Consider the following 14,532-nt stretch of genomic DNA (forward strand, 5'->3'; position numbering starts at 1 on the left):
CCGTCTGCGGCTTGAATAGGCTGTGAACCGGCGGCGAATCGATCAGCCGAGCCTGCGGCCGAAATCGGGGAGATCGCCCACGTCCAGCAGCACCTCGCGCCGGCCGACATGATCGGGGGACGAGATGACCCCGTCCTTCTCCATCCGCTCGATCAGCCGCGCGGCGGAGTTGTAGCCGACGCGCAATTGCCGCTGGAGCCAGCTGGTCGATGCCTTGCGGTTTTCGACCACGAGCTGCACGGCGCGGCGATAATCCTTGGTCTCGGGATCATCCGGCCCGGTGGGCGCGCCTTCCAGCTCATAGGATTCGGCCGGCTCCTCGGTGACGGCGTTGATATATTCGGGCGTGCCCTGCGCCTTCCAATGCTCCGCCACGGCGCGCACCTCGTCGTCCGAGACGAAGGGGCCATGGACGCGGGCGATCTGCTTGCCGCCGGGCATGAACAGCATGTCGCCCTTGCCGAGCAGCTGTTCGGCCCCCTGTTCGCCCAGGATGGTGCGCGAATCGATCTTGGAGGTGACCTGGAAGCTGATGCGCGTCGGCAGGTTCGCCTTGATGACGCCGGTGATGACGTCCACCGAGGGGCGCTGCGTCGCCATGATGAGGTGGATGCCGGCGGCGCGCGCCTTTTGCGCCAGCCGCTGGATCAGGAATTCCACCTCCTTGCCCGCCGTCATCATCAGGTCCGCCAGCTCATCGACGATAACGACGATCTGGGGCAGCACCTCGAATTCCAGCGTCTCTTCCTCGTAGATGGGCTGGCCGGTCTCGGCGTCGTAGCCGGTCTGCACCCGGCGGGTGATCGGCTTGCCCTTGGCGCGCGCGGTGCGCAGCAGATCGTTGAAGCTGGCCAGGCTGCGCACGCCGACCGAGGCCATCATGCGATAGCGGTCCTCCATCTGCTCCACCGCCCATTTCAGCGCGCGGACGGCCTTCTGCGGCTCGGTGACGACGGGCGAGAGGAGGTGGGGGATATCGTCATAGACACTGAGTTCCAGCATCTTGGGATCGATCATGATCATCCGGCACTGGTCCGGCGTCAGCCGGTAGAGCAGCGACAGGATCATGCAGTTGAGACCCACCGACTTGCCCGATCCGGTGGTGCCGGCCACCAGCAGGTGCGGCATGGGGGCGAGATCGTGGATCACCGGATCGCCGGCGATGTTCTTGCCCAGCACCAGCGGCAGCGCGCCGCCCTGGGTCTCGAAGGCGGCGCTGTCGATCAGCTCGCGCAGCACCACCGCCTCGCGCACCTTGTTGGGCAGTTCGATGCCGATCACGGTGCGCCCCGGAATGGTGGCGACGCGCGCCGACAGGGCGGACATGTTGCGGGCGATGTCGTCGGCAAGCTGGATGACGCGGCTGGCCTTGATGCCGGCGGCGGGCTCCAGCTCATACATGGTGACGACGGGGCCAGGGCGGACCTCGACGATGCGGCCCTTGACGTGGAAATCGTCGAGCACGGTTTCGAGGAGCCGGGCATTGCGTTCCAGCGCGGTGCGGTCGATCGCGGGGCCAGCGGCTGCCGGCGGCTCCGCCAGCAGGGTGAGCGGGGGCAGCGTGTAGGTATCACCCAGCGGCAGCTGGCGCTGTTCGCGGCGCGCCTCCTTGGGCGGCGGCCGGCGCTCCGGCTCCTTGATCGTGGGGCCGGAAGGCGCCTCGCCCTCACCCTCGTCGACAAGGGCGGTGGCGCGCGGGCGCGGCGCGGGCGTCGCCTCGCGAATCCGCGCGGGCTGGCGTTCGCGGCGCGGGGTTTCGTCCGCATCCGCATCGGCGGCATCGGCGGCCGCGCGATCGCGGCGGCGGAACAGCCATTCGCGCTCGCCGGCCTCCAGCCCCAGGCCCCAGATCCACAAGGCGATGCCACCCGCCCCGAACAGCAGGATGGCGGCGACGCGCAGTGCCGAGATCCAGCTCGCATTGCCGGCAAGGCCGATCAGGGCGTCGAGGCCGTTGGCGAGGACGAGGCCCAGCACGCCCCCCCAGCCGGCGGGCAGGCCGGAGACCGAGCCGCCGCGCAGCAGCGAGAGCGCCATGCCCAGCAGCAGCAGGCCGGCGATGCACAGCAGCAGCGATCGCTTCCACCGGCCCACGGTGGCGCCGCGCCACAGCCTGAGCGCCGCGATGATCCCGATCGGCAGCAGCAGCGCCGCCGGCGGGCCGAACAGGCTGAGCAAAAGATCCGCCACCCATGCGCCCACCGGCCCCAGGATATTGCCGATGTCCCCGCCGGCGGCGGTGTTGAGCGCGGCATCGGTCGGCTGGTAGCTCGCCAGCGCGAAGGCCAGCGCCAGCATCAGCGCGAGCAGCGCCAGCGCGCCGCCCATCGATCCGCCACGCTGCGCCGCGCGACGCGCGGTTTCCCGCCAGACTGGTTGTTCCATCGCCATGCTGCTTGCCCGCCATGCGCACGTCCGCGCGGCCGGGGCCGGCGGGCGTGCCCGAAATGTTCCGTCCGCCGACAATCGCCTGCGGCGGACTCCGGGTCAAGCGCGACGCCCGGCGCGGCCGGTTTTCCGTATCGTCCGGGCCGTCGGGTGTTTCCACCCGGCTCGAAAATGCTTTAGCAGGCGGGAATGGAAAGCAGCGACCTCAGAAGCGATGTCATCATCCTGGGCGGCGGGCTGGTCGGCCTGACGCTGGCGATCGCGCTCGATGCGCACGGCCTGAGCACGATCGTGATCGACCCCGCCGATCCGGAAGCGACGCTTACCGCCGGCTTCGACGGGCGCGCATCGGCGGTCGCCGCCGCGCCGTGGCGGATGCTGCAGGCGATCGGCGTGGGCGACAGGCTGGCCGGCAAGGGCTGCCCGATCGAGACGATCCGGGTGACGGACGGGCTGACCCCGCAGGCGCTGATATTCGAGCCGGGCGAGGATGAAGGCGCCGTCGGAATCATGTTCGAGAATCGGGCGCTCCGCGTCGCGCTCCGCGAAACGGCGCTGGCGGCGAAGAACATCACCCTGCTGATGCCCGCCCGCCCCGCCGCCGTGGAGCGCGACGGCACGTCCGCCCGCGTCACGCTGGCCGATGGGCGGAGGGTGCAGGCGCCGCTGCTGATCGGCGCCGAGGGCCGCCGGTCGCCCACCCGCGACGCCGCCGGCATCCGCATCGCCCACTGGAAATATGATCACGCCGCGATCATCGGATCGGTGATCCACGAACATCCCCATCAGGGCGTGGCGCACGAGATATTCTATCCGCAGGGCCCCTTCGCCATCCTGCCGCTGGTGGACGATGCCGAAGGCCGCCACCGCTCGGCGATCGTCTGGACGGTCGCCGGCAAGGATGCGCCCGCCATGCTCGGCCTCGGCCCGCGCGCCTTCGCGGCGGAGGCGGCCGGCAAGATGGGCGGCCTGCTGGGCGCGCTGGAGCTCGCCTCGCCGCTTTCCAGCTATCCGCTGGGCTTCCACCATGCCGCGCGGATCACCGGCACGCGGCTCGCGCTGGTGGGGGACGCCGCCCACGGCATCCACCCGATCGCCGGCCAGGGCCTGAACCTCGGCTTCCGCGATGTCGCCGCCTTCACCGAGGTGCTGGTGGAAGGCGCGCGGCTGGGAATGGACCTGGGCGATGCGCAGCTCCTCGCCCGCTACGAACGGTGGCGCTCGCTCGATACCTTCATGGTCGCCGCCGCGACCGACGGGCTCACCCGCCTGTTCGGCGTGCCCGGCCGCACCGCATCGGCGATCCGGCGCTTCGGCCTGGGCGCGGTGGAGCGGATCGCCCCGCTCAAGCGCCGTTTCATGGCGGAGGCCAGGGGCGAAACCGGCAAGCTGCCAAGGCTGCTCCAGGGCGAACGCATCTGACGGGCCGGCCCGCCGCCGGCCCACTCCCCCTCGCGATGATTTTACTCCGGCCGCCGCGCGAGGCCATCTGTTCGCCGCGCCTGCGAAAGGCTATGCGCGGGACACCCACCGGATGAAAGCCAGCGCATGACCGCACCCCGCCTTTCGGTAATCGTGCCTGTCAAGGATGAGGAGGCCGCGATCGCGCCATTCGTCACCCGCGTCGGCGGCGTGCTGGACGGGCTGCGCGAGCCGGACGGCACGCCGTTGAGCTGGGAGATCCTGTTCATCGACGATGGCAGCAAGGATGCGACGCTGGCCGCGATCCACGCCGCCCATCGCGCCGATCCGCGGGTGTGGGCGCTCTCGCTCTCCCGCAATTTCGGCAAGGAGGCCGCGCTTTCGGCGGGGCTGGACCATGCGCTGGGCGACGCGGTGATCCCGATCGATGTCGACATGCAGGACCCGCCCGAGGTGATCGGCGAGATGCTCGATCGCTGGCGCGCGGGCTGCGAGGTGGTCTACGGCATCCGCCGCGATCGCCAGACGGATTCGCTGCCCAAGCGGATGACCGCCGATCTCTATTATCGCGCGCACAACTGGCTTTCGTCGGACAAGATACCCGAGCATGCCGGCGATTTCCGCCTGCTCGACCGCAAGGTGGTCGAGGTCATCAAGCTGATGCCGGAACGCAACCGCTTCATGAAGGGCCTGTTCGCCTGGTCCGGCTTCCGCCAGGCAGGCGTGGAATATGACCGCGCCGAACGGCAGGTGGGCCGCACCAAGTTCAACTATTGGAAATTATGGACGCTGGCGCTGGACGGCATCACCTCCGCCTCCACCGTCCCGCTGCGGATATGGAGCTATCTGGGCGCGATGATCGCGTTGGTGGCACTGGTCTATGCGGCGTTCGTCGTGATCCGCACCGTGATCTACGGCGCGGATGTGGCGGGCTATCCCTCGATGATGGTGGCGATCCTGTTCCTCGGCGGCGTGCAATTGCTGTCGCTGGGCGTGCTGGGCGAGTATATCGGCCGCATTCTGGTGGAGGTGAAGCGTCGCCCCATCTATGTGATCCGCGAACGGATCGAAGGACAGGACTAGCTTGGAAGGCAGAATTGGATGAATCGCGCCATCTATGACCGGATGGCCGAGATCGATGGCGCGCATTGGTGGTTCGTCGCCCGCCGCCGCATCATCGCAGCGCTGATCGAACAGCAGGTCCGGCCCCGGCCCGGCGCCCGCATCCTGGAGGTGGGATGCGGCACGGGATCGAACATCCCGATGCTCCAGCGCTACGGCACCGTCGACGCGATCGAGCCGGACGACGCCGCGCGCGCGCTGACCACGGAGCGCACCGGCGTCGCCGTGAAGGGCGGCCTTCTGCCGCATGACGTGGTGCTGGACGACGGCGCCTACGACCTCATCGTCCTGCTCGACGTGCTGGAACATATTCCCGGCGACCGCGAGGCCCTGTCCGCGCTGGTGCCCAAGCTCGCCCCCGGCGGACGCATCCTGGTGACGGTGCCCGCCGCGCCCTGGATGTGGAGCGCGCATGACGTCGCCCACCACCACCAGCGGCGCTACACCATGGCGCATGTCCGCAAGGTCGTTGCCGATAGCGGGCTGAAGGTGCGCCACGCCACCCATTTCAACACCCTGCTCTTCCCGCTGATCGCCGCCGCGCGCGGGCTGGGCAAGCTCAGGGGGCAGGAGGACGGCGACGATGCGATGCCCTCCCCGCTGGTCAACCGCCTGCTTCAGGGCATATTCGCGGTCGAGCGGCGCTGGGTGGGCCGGCGGAGCCTGCCCTTCGGCGTATCGATCGGCCTGGTCGCCGAGCCCGCCTGACCTCAGGCCGCCTGAAGCCCGCGGCGGGCGGGCTTGATCCCCAGCAGCGCGATCGCGCTCCATTCATGCCGGATCGCGACGCGATGGAGCAGGATCGGCCCCGCCAGCCCGCAGAAGGCGCTGGCGAGGAACAGCATCGGCACATCCTCATGGCCCGCCGCGCGCAGCGCCATCCGGCCGCCGGCCAGGAAGAAGACGTGCCAGAGGTAGATCGAATAGGAATAATGGCCGATCGTCGCCAGCGCGCCGATCCGGGGCAATAATGCGAGCAGCGCGGTGCAGGCCGCCGCCCCGCAGGCGAAGGCGAGGATTCCGCCCGGCCGCAGCCGGGGGACGATCCCCAGCAGGCCGCCCTGCGCATAGGCCATGATCGCGAGCGCCGCGACCAGCGCCGCTATCCCGTTCCGCCGGGACAGGAAACCCGCCGGCAATTGCGACAGCAAGAGGCCGTAGAGGAAGAAGGGCAGCAGGTAGATGGCGCGTTCCAGCGAGAGGAAGGAAGTGGTGTGGGTCAGCGCCGAAAGCAGCGCCGCGCCGCCGACCAGCATCGCCAGCCGGACGGGCGAAGGCCGCGCCAGGCAATCGACCAGCGCGACGAACGCGAACACCCAGAGCAGCGCCTGCAGGAACCAGAGATGCTCATAGCTGTGGGTGAGCGCATAAGGCAGCGATACATCCTCGCCATGCACCAGCGACCGGCCGGACCACATCAGCAAGGTCAGCACCAGCAGCGGAATTCCCAGCCGGCGCAGCTTCTTGATCGCGAAATCCTCGATATTGCGCAGGCTGGCGCGGTGGCAGCCGTAAAGCAACCCGGACAGGATGGTGAAGACCGGCATGCGGATCAGCGCAAGGCTGTCGCTGGCATAATGCCAGCCCGATTCCGCCGGCAGCCCCAGCCCACGCGCCGGCGTATCGCCGACGACGTGGAAGCAGACCAGCAGCAGGCAGGCGAGGCCGCGCACCGTATCGAGACTGGCGGGCAATCTTTCCGCGACGGTCCCGCCGGAATCGGATGAAGGCAATATAGGATACTCCGCATTGCCCCCGATGCTCGCCTAAAGGATTAACCCAAAAGGAAGAAGGGTCAATCGACGGATCGCTCCGCCCTATCGACCAAGATGCTTCCCGCACCGGCATCGCGGTTCCGCCGCCCTTTTCCGCACAACCCGCGATTGCAGGCGGGCACGGCTACGCATATTGGCGATGCAGAGCATCGAGGGAGGATATATGCGTCGCCTGGAGAACAAGGTTGCCATCGTAACGGGTGGCGCGCGCGGCATCGGCGAGGGGATCGTGCGCCGCTTCGTCGCCGAGGGCGCGCGCGTGGTGATCGCAGACGTGCTGGACGATGCGGGCCGGGCGCTCGCCGCCGAGCTGGGCGACGTCGCCGCCTACGAGCATCTCGACGTCACCTCCCGCGCCGACTGGGATCGGGTGATCGCCGCGGCCGAGGCGCGCTTCGGCCGGATCGACAGCCTGGTCAACAATGCCGGCATCATCGTGTTCAAGGGGCTGGACGACCTGAGCGAGGCGGAGATGCGCCGCATCATCGACGTGAACCTGATGGGGGTGATGATCGGCACCCAGGCGGTGATCCCCGCGATCGAGCGCGCGGGCGGCGGATCGATCATCAACATGAGCTCGGCCGATGGCATTTCCGGCGCCAATGCACTGACCGCTTATTGCGCGTCCAAATTCGGGGTGCGCGGCTTCACCAAGGCCGCCGCGCTGGAGCTTGGGCCCCGCGGCATCCGGGTGAACTCCATCCACCCCGGCGGCATCTACACCCCGCTCGCCAACCCCACCGGCGTGCCGCGTGCGGATTATGACCGCAATTTCCGCATCTATCCCGCCCAGCGCGCGGGCGACCCGGCCGATATCGGCGCGGCCGCCGCCTATCTCGCGTCCGACGACGCGGCTTATTGCATCGGCACCGAATTGTCGGTCGATGGCGGCCTCAACGCGGGCCATTATTATATGGGCATGCCCGGCGCGCCCGTGCTCGACTGACGCGCCACCCGGCGGGCGGAGGGATGCCCCTTCGCCCGCAGCTTCCTGAGATACTGAAGGAAGTCTGGAGCGGGTAAGGGGAATCGAACCCCTCTAGCTAGCTTGGAAGGCTAGTGCATTACCACTATGCTATACCCGCTCGCCTAACGGCCAAGCGCTGCCACTGCCATCAACCGCCCCATGTCGTCAACCTGTTCGGCGGCGGAGCCGAAGCCGGCAAGGATCGTTGTTTCGTGAAGCGCGCCTGCACGCGCAACGGAGAGCGCCATGCTGGAAATCCTGCCCTCGCCCGATCATGTCGCCGCCTACCGCCTGTCGGGCATCCTCGACGATGGCGATTATGACCGGATGATCGCGGATATCGAGGCGCGGCTGGGCCGGCACGACAAGATCGCCATCCTCGCCGACCTCGCCGATTTCCACGACATGACCTTCCAGGCCGGCCTCAAGGACATGCGTTACAGCCTGTCCAAGCTGTTCCAGCTCAACCGCTTTTCGCGCGAGGCGGTGATCACCGACAAGGAATGGATCAGGACAGCCATCCGCCTGCTCGATCCCGTCATACCCTTCATGGCGATCAGGACCTTCGAACCAGGCGAAGCCGAAGCGGCGATGGCCTGGGCCTCCGCCAAGGATTGATCGCGGGCCCCGGCGCGGGCACATCGGCGCGCGAGGGAGACGTGCCGCCGATGATCGCAGCCTTGGATAACGGGGAGAGCGCCGCTTATTGCGCGCGGATCGGCCTGGCGGCATTGCCCGCCGCCGATGCCGAGGGGCTGGCGCTGATCCAGCGGGCGCACCGGCTGGCCATCCCATTCGAGAATCTGGATATCATGCTGGGCCGCGGCATCGATCTGGCGCCGGATAGCGTGTTCGCCAAGCTGGTGACGGCGCGGCGCGGGGGATATTGCTTCGAGCAGAACCAGCTTTTCCTGCGCGCGCTGCTGGCGGCGGGCTTTGCCGCGCGACCATTGCTGGCGCGGGTATGGCTGATCCCCACGGGCACGACGCCGCCCCGCACCCACAGCTTCAACCTCGTGGAACTGGGCGGCCGGCCGTGGATCGCCGATGCGGGCTTCGGCGGCGCCTTCACGCCGCCCATGCCGATCGGCGACGGTGCCGAGGCGTCGTCACCCGATGGCGCCCGCCACCGATTGTCGGCACGCGTGATCGGCGGCGAATCCGCCTGGATACTGGAACGCCACGACGGCAATGGCTGGGCCGATCAATACAGCTTCACCCTGGCGCCGGTGGTGCCCGCCGATCTAGAGATGGCGAACCATTGGACGGCGACCGCGCCGGCATCGCGCTTCACCCGGCTGCATATCGCCAGCCGGGTGACGGAGACGGGATTCCTCTCGCTCACCGACCGCAGCTTCACCGAACGGGCGGACGGGCGGATCGTCGATCAGGCCGAAGCCGGCGACGCCGCAGGCTGGTCGCGCCTGCTGGCCGACCGGTTCGGGATCGCGCTCGATCCCACGGCGGTCGCGGGGCTGGGCTTGTTCGCGCTCAGTCGCTGATCTCGCCGGTCTCGACCGCCTCCGCCGCATCGAGCGCGGCGAGGCCGTCCCGCTTCAGCGCGGCGAGCGGCAGGCGATAGAGGGTGACGGGCGGCGGATCGCCTTCCGTCTTGATCAGGCGCAGGCTCCAGCCGCCATGGGCGTGGCCGAAGGGATCGATCCAGTTGCCGCCGATACCGGGGTCCTCATCGGCCACCACCAGCAGCACCGACCCGTCGGATTCGTAGCGGGCGGTGTATTTCTGCACATAGCCCTGGCCGTCCTCATAATTATCCAGATTTTCCTGCCAGATGTTGCAGAGCTGGAAGATCCAGTAGTCGCAGGGCGTTGGCGTGAAGCGCAAGACGATCGCCTCGCCGGGCGCCTTCTGCCACGTGCCGAAGCCGTGATGGCGATCGGGCACGCCGCCATTGGAGAGATAGACGGCGCGGCTGAAGCGGATGCGGTTGGGCCGCTTGGCGAGATTGTCCTGCCACCAGCTTCGCACCAGTTCCGCATAGGCAAGGACGAGCTGGCCCGCCTTGGCGAGCCCGTCGCTCATCTCCGCCGGGCGGATCGGGCGCGGATCGGTGCCGTCGAGCCGCTGGATCCGCATCACCGGCGGCACCGTGGCGCCGCGGTCATGATAGACGGTGCGGACCAGCAGGCCGACGCAATGATCGGTGATCGGCAGCCAGGCGACGTCGCCCGCCGGCTTGTTCCGGCTGACGATCACCTCGAAATCGCCATTGGCGTCGAAACGGATCGCATCGCTTTGCAGGAAGCCGGTGGTGCGCAGCGTCGCCGGATCGAATTCGGCCAGCCCCTCCACCTCGCGCCCGGCCCAGTCGCGGGCGCCGATGTCGGCGGGCTGCTTCGCCTCCCACGCCGCCATCACGAAATAGGGGATGGTGCCGCGATTGCCGGTGATGCGGTAATCGGCCGATCCGTCGACGAACTCGGCGAGCAGGTGATCCTGATCGGGCGACTGGAAATTGATGCCCTGCCGCCAGGGCGCATCGCGCAGCCGGGGGCGATCGGGCTCGCAATTCTCCATGAAGCGTTCGAAGCCGTTGCGCATCAGCCGCGTCATGAAGCGATACCATTCGGCCCGGTCCAGCGCGTCGGCATCCTCGCCGAAGCGATCGACCATATGGCCGGTGCAGCGGATGGTTTCGCAGAAATCGTCCCACGCCTTGCCGGAAAGCAGGCGCTGGCGCGCGGTTTCGCTGGTCCTATCGGTCATGGGGCCTCCCCGGCCATCCGCTCCCGCCGGACGGGGAAGCGATCGTAATAAAAGGCGAAGCGTTCGCGCAAAGCGCCGATATCGACGCCGAAATCGCCGGCGAGGTCATAGGCGACCTGCCCATGCTTGCCGCGCCGGTTGGCGGCGAGATAGCGATCGATCGCGGCTTCGGCCTCGGGCGTGAGATCGAGATCGGCGAGCGCATAAGCGCGGCGGATCACCGCCTTCTGATCGGCCATATATTCGTGGAACAGCACGTCCATCGACCGGCCCGGCGGCAGCAGATCATGATCGCGAACGCAGGCGCGCAGCAGCATCTCGATCCGGTCGATCCAATAATCGGCCAGTTCCTTGAGGTCGATCGGCAGGGTACGGCGGATGCGATCGCCATAGGCCAGCATGGTGACGGCCGACTGGATCACCGCCAGCGGATCGCGATGGGTGACGATCACGGTCGCGTCGGGATAGGTCGCCAGCAACGGCCCGAAATTCTCCATGTGCGGCGGCGACTTCATCACCCAGCGGTTCGGCCCGCGCAACCACGTCATCGCCTGCAGCACGCGCCGGCCATAGGCATAATGCGGCGTCTGATCGTGCGCCGCATAATAATCCCGCCAGGCATAAGGCCGGCTCAGCCATTCGGGCAGGTAGGAGGAGAAGTCCGCGCCCTGCAGCTCGATATCCTCATGGACATGATCGGGCGCCATTTCGTGCATCGCCGGCATCAGCGGCACGATCGCCTCGAACTGGCCCCACATCACCCGCGTGCGGGTGAAGCGCGGGTCCTCCCCCGGCACGGCCGGCGCATCATCGGCCGGGATCGGCTCCATCGTTTCCCAGAGCGGCATGGACCTGAGGCGCGGATCGGCCGCGAGGATGTTGACGAGATGGGTGGTGCCCGATCGCGGCAGCCCGGCGATCATGATCGGCCGGTCGATCGCGACATCGACGATCTCGGGATGGCGGCGATGGATATCCTCGACGCGCAGCCGGGTGGAGGCATAGCGCACGCAATCGCCGAACAGGCCGGCGCGGCCCAGCGGGCCGAGGCCCTTGTCCGCATCGAAGGCGGCAAGCCATATGGCCAGCCGCTCGCGGAAATCGGGCGCGCCGAAATCGGCAAGCCCGGTGGCGGCCCGCGCGGCGGCGAGCACCGCCTCCACCTCCATCGCGACCGGCGGGGCCGCCGCGATCGCGGCCGCCTGCATATCGGTGAGCACGGGCAGGGCGAGATCGGCGATGCGGATCGCCGGCGCCTCCTCCATCCCGGTCTTCGCCTGCATCCCCGTCATCGCCCGGATCTCGGTCATCGCCTGAATCTCAGTCATCGAAGGTCACCAGCACCTTGGCCGAGGCATGGCGATCCTGCGCGGTAGCGAAGGCGGCCTCGAAATCGGCGAAGGGCAGGACGTGGCTGATCATCGGCGAAAGATCGACGCCGCCTTCGATCGCGGCGATCACGTCCGGGAATTCATCGGGATAGGCCATGGAGGTGACGATCGTCATCTCCTTGCCCAGCGCCATCTGAAAATTGACCGGCACCGGATCGTGGTGGACCGCCACCAGCACCATGCGGGCATGGAAAGGCGCGAGCGCGACGATCGAATCGACCACCGCCGCCGATCCCGTCACCTCGAACCAATGGGTGGCATTCACCACCGGCCAGCCGAACAGCTCGCCCGTGCCGAAGGCGACGCCGAGCGCCTCGCGCAGATCCTGCCGATCCGGGTTGACGGTGAGGGTGGCGCCGAGCCGGCGGGCGCGATCGAGCCGGTGATCGGTGGTGTCGACCACGGCGATATCGGTGATGCCGCGCTGCTTCAGGAAGATGAGGATGCCGAGCCCGATCGGCCCCGCGCCGAACAGCACGACGCGATCCCCCGGTTTCGCTTCCGATCGGTTGACGGCGTGGAGGCTGACCGAGAGCGGCTCCGCCAGCGCGGCGCGATCGAAGGAGAGATCGTCCGGGATGCGGTGGATCGCGCCGCCCAGGGTGGCGTCGCGCACCAGCAGCCGGGGGGCGAAGGCGCCTTCCGGCACGCCGGCGCCGATGGCGTTGCCATCCCCCATCGGGTTGACGATCACCCGGTCGCCCGGCCGGATGCCCTGGACGGCCGCGCCCACCGTTTCGACGGTGCCGGCCAGTTCATGCCCCAGCCCGAACGGCTCGGTCGCGGGCGCGGCGACGCCGCCGGTGCGGACATAGGTGACGTCGCTGCCGCAAATGCCCGCGGCCGCCACCCGGACCACCACGTCGCGCTCGCCCGCCACGGGCGCCTCGACCTCATCCAGCCGGACATCGCCCGGCCCGTGGACGCGCACGGCCTTCATCCAACCCTCCCTTGCTTTTGCCGGCAGCATAAGCCCGCCGGCACAAGCGCGCGCCGGCTATGTCTTCCGCATACGGGCAGGCTGTTGCGCCGCCCGGTCAACGATAGGCGTCGCGATAGGCGCTGGGGGTCATGCAGGCGATGCGGCGGAAGGCGGTGGAGAACACGCCCTGATTGGCGAAGCCCAGATCATAGGCGATCGCCTTCAGCGGCAGATCGCCCTCGGTCAGCAGCCGCCGGGCCTGCTCCATGCGCCGGCCCTCCACCCAGGCGCGGACGGTGAGCCCCGTGGTATCGCGGAACAAGGTGGTGAGGCGGCGCGGGCTGATGCCCAGCAACCTCGCCAAGGTGGCGATGGTCGGCGGCTGGCGGGGAAAGGCGTCGACATATTCCTCCAGCTGGCGGAGCTGGCCCGCGCTCAGCCGGCCGCTCTCGCGCGACTCGTGCACCTTGCCGGCGCGCAGGAAACGGGCAAGCTCCGCCAGCGTGGCCAGGCCCAGCCCTTCCACCATGATGTCGGCGGCGAAGCCAGGCGCGCGCAGTTCCTCGGCCATGCGCCGGAGCAGCCGATCGATCGCGCCGCCCGCCGTGCCGCCGATGTCGAGCGTGGCGGCAAGCCGGCTGCGGCTCCAGCCCTCGCCGATCGGCACGACGCGATCGAACAGGGCCGGATCGAACAGGCAGCTGATGCTCACCGGCCGGCCGCCGTCCCCGCGGAACTGGCAATCGGCCGCCGCCGGCGTGAAGACGATGTTGCCGAGGCCGTGATAGTCCGCGCCCGCGCCTTCATAGCGACCCAGCCGTTCCACCGGATAGGGCGGCATCATCATGCTGATGACGGGCTGGGTCTCGCGCACGGTCATCTCCACCGGCGTCGGCAGCTCATATTGGCGGAGCTGGGCGACGACCCCGCCCGCCCGCGTTTCCGCCAGCGTCGTCCAGTTGGTATGCGCCATCACCCGCCTCTCGCTTCGAAGGATGACATTGTTCGCGCCGTCAATTCCCATCTTGCGTGGACAGGACGGCAGTTGAATCAGCATAGCGCCGATAGGCAGCCGTGCAAACCGGGCGGGCGGACGCCGTTCCCTTCCCGGAAACGACGATGCCGCCGGCCCCTCGCGTGGAGGCCGACGGCATCAAGGCGGGCCGTGCGCCGGAAGGCCGGCGCCGACCGTCAGTTGCCGGCGGGCGGCGCCTTGCGATCGGCCCGCTGGGCGCGCATCTGATCGAAGGCGGCCTTGCGTTCCTCGGGCGAGATGGTGCCATCCTTGTTGGTGTCGATCCGGTCGAACCAGGCGAGCCGCGCCGCGGTCGCCTCGGCCAGCGAGACCTTCCCGTCCTTGTTGGCATCGGCCATGGCGAACATCCGGTCGCCCCAGCCGCCAGCACCCTGGCCGCCCCAGCCATGCCCGCCCATGCGGTGATGGTCGCGCATGCCCCGGCCCTTGCCGGGGCCGTGATCGCCGCCGCGCCGTTCGGCGAAGCGTTCCTTCGCATGTTCGCGGCCGGCATCCCACTCGGCACGGCTGATCTGGCCGTTCTTGTCACTATCCAGCGCCGCGAAGCGCTGGTCGGCCCGCGCCTTCGCCCGCACCTCGCGGCCGGCCTTGATCTCCTCCTGGGTGACGAAGCCGTCCTTGTTGAGATCCATGCGGGCGAAATGCTCGGCGACCTGCGCCTGCACCTCGGCCCGCGTCTGCGGAGCCTTGGGCGCGCGCGGCGCATCCTGGAAGGCCAGGGCCGGCACGGCGACCAGGGCGGCCAGCGAAGCGCCGATGACGAACTTCTTCATGGACTTGTT

At 68.7% G+C, this 14,532-nt stretch carries 14 protein-coding genes and 1 tRNA gene; 6 read left to right on the forward strand and 9 right to left on the reverse strand.

Features of this window, described 5'->3' with window-relative positions:
* Nucleotides 1–42: 42 nt before the first annotated feature.
* On the reverse strand, nucleotides 43–2,391 hold the full coding sequence (locus tag CV103_RS08910) for an FtsK/SpoIIIE family DNA translocase (RefSeq protein ID WP_107394694.1): 2,349 nt from the start codon (nucleotides 2,389–2,391) through the stop codon (nucleotides 43–45).
* Between the two features lie 186 nt (nucleotides 2,392–2,577).
* Between CV103_RS08910 and CV103_RS08915 the strand changes: the two genes are divergently transcribed.
* The 3 genes from CV103_RS08915 (at nucleotide 2,578) to CV103_RS08925 (ending at nucleotide 5,640) form a co-directional block, all read left to right on the forward strand.
* On the forward strand, nucleotides 2,578–3,810 hold the full coding sequence (locus CV103_RS08915) for an FAD-dependent monooxygenase (RefSeq protein WP_015458630.1): 1,233 nt from the start codon (nucleotides 2,578–2,580) through the stop codon (nucleotides 3,808–3,810).
* Nucleotides 3,811–3,936: 126 nt separating this feature from the next.
* On the forward strand, nucleotides 3,937–4,893 hold the full coding sequence (locus CV103_RS08920; RefSeq protein WP_015458631.1) for a glycosyltransferase family 2 protein: 957 nt from the start codon (nucleotides 3,937–3,939) through the stop codon (nucleotides 4,891–4,893).
* An 18-nt stretch (nucleotides 4,894–4,911) separates the two neighbouring features.
* Nucleotides 4,912–5,640, forward strand: coding sequence for a class I SAM-dependent methyltransferase (locus CV103_RS08925; protein ID WP_107394695.1), 729 nt, complete (start codon nucleotides 4,912–4,914; stop codon nucleotides 5,638–5,640).
* 2 nt (nucleotides 5,641–5,642) lie between these two features.
* Here the strand turns inward: CV103_RS08925 and CV103_RS08930 are convergent, their stop codons facing one another.
* Entirely contained in the window at nucleotides 5,643–6,626 is a 984-nt protein-coding gene (locus tag CV103_RS08930) for an acyltransferase family protein (RefSeq protein WP_170112597.1), read from the reverse strand.
* Nucleotides 6,627–6,870: 244 nt separating this feature from the next.
* Here CV103_RS08930 and CV103_RS08935 point away from each other — a divergent pair, with 244 nt between their 5' ends.
* Nucleotides 6,871–7,653 carry a glucose 1-dehydrogenase gene (locus tag CV103_RS08935; RefSeq protein WP_070936223.1) on the forward strand — a complete coding sequence of 261 codons (783 nt, stop codon included), beginning with the start codon at nucleotides 6,871–6,873 and terminating at the stop codon, nucleotides 7,651–7,653.
* 65 nt (nucleotides 7,654–7,718) lie between these two features.
* On the opposite strand, the gene CV103_RS08940 is transcribed toward CV103_RS08935, so the two are convergent.
* Nucleotides 7,719–7,792, reverse strand: a tRNA-Gly gene (locus CV103_RS08940).
* Between the two features lie 4 nt (nucleotides 7,793–7,796).
* On the reverse strand, nucleotides 7,797–7,922 hold the full coding sequence (locus CV103_RS23060) for a hypothetical protein (RefSeq protein WP_269078705.1): 126 nt from the start codon (nucleotides 7,920–7,922) through the stop codon (nucleotides 7,797–7,799).
* On the opposite strand from CV103_RS23060, the gene CV103_RS08945 reads away from it, so the two are divergent.
* Both CV103_RS08945 and CV103_RS08950 read left to right on the forward strand, forming a co-directional pair.
* Nucleotides 7,921–8,292, forward strand: coding sequence for a SpoIIAA family protein (locus CV103_RS08945; RefSeq protein ID WP_107394697.1), 372 nt, complete (start codon nucleotides 7,921–7,923; stop codon nucleotides 8,290–8,292). The genes CV103_RS23060 and CV103_RS08945 overlap by 2 nt on opposite strands.
* Nucleotides 8,293–8,342: 50 nt before the next feature.
* Nucleotides 8,343–9,176: an arylamine N-acetyltransferase family protein gene (locus CV103_RS08950; protein ID WP_107394708.1), complete on the forward strand. Its 834-nt coding sequence runs from the start codon at nucleotides 8,343–8,345 to the stop codon at nucleotides 9,174–9,176.
* Here the strand turns inward: CV103_RS08950 and CV103_RS08955 are convergent.
* The 5 genes from CV103_RS08955 to CV103_RS08975 all read right to left on the reverse strand — a co-directional run bounded on the left by CV103_RS08955 (nucleotide 9,166) and on the right by CV103_RS08975 (nucleotide 14,523).
* Nucleotides 9,166–10,401 carry a hypothetical protein gene (locus CV103_RS08955; protein WP_107394698.1) on the reverse strand — a complete coding sequence of 412 codons (1,236 nt, stop codon included), beginning with the start codon at nucleotides 10,399–10,401 and terminating at the stop codon, nucleotides 9,166–9,168. The genes CV103_RS08950 and CV103_RS08955 overlap by 11 nt on opposite strands.
* The gene (locus CV103_RS08960) at nucleotides 10,398–11,666 is read right to left on the reverse strand and encodes a sulfotransferase family protein (protein ID WP_107394709.1); all 1,269 of its coding nucleotides are present in this window, start codon (nucleotides 11,664–11,666) and stop codon (nucleotides 10,398–10,400) included. The genes CV103_RS08955 and CV103_RS08960 overlap by 4 nt, the downstream gene beginning before the upstream one ends.
* Nucleotides 11,667–11,721: 55 nt before the next feature.
* Nucleotides 11,722–12,732: a zinc-dependent alcohol dehydrogenase gene (locus tag CV103_RS08965; RefSeq protein ID WP_107394699.1), complete on the reverse strand. Its 1,011-nt coding sequence runs from the start codon at nucleotides 12,730–12,732 to the stop codon at nucleotides 11,722–11,724.
* Between the two features lie 97 nt (nucleotides 12,733–12,829).
* On the reverse strand, nucleotides 12,830–13,687 hold the full coding sequence (locus tag CV103_RS08970) for a helix-turn-helix transcriptional regulator (RefSeq protein WP_107394710.1): 858 nt from the start codon (nucleotides 13,685–13,687) through the stop codon (nucleotides 12,830–12,832).
* 218 nt (nucleotides 13,688–13,905) lie between these two features.
* Nucleotides 13,906–14,523, reverse strand: coding sequence for a CREC-EF hand family protein (locus CV103_RS08975; protein ID WP_107394711.1), 618 nt, complete (start codon nucleotides 14,521–14,523; stop codon nucleotides 13,906–13,908).
* Between the last annotated feature and the right edge of the window lie 9 nt (nucleotides 14,524–14,532).

This window comes from Edaphosphingomonas fennica (assembly GCF_003034225.1).
Taxonomy (GTDB): domain Bacteria; phylum Pseudomonadota; class Alphaproteobacteria; order Sphingomonadales; family Sphingomonadaceae; genus Sphingomonas_E; species Sphingomonas_E fennica.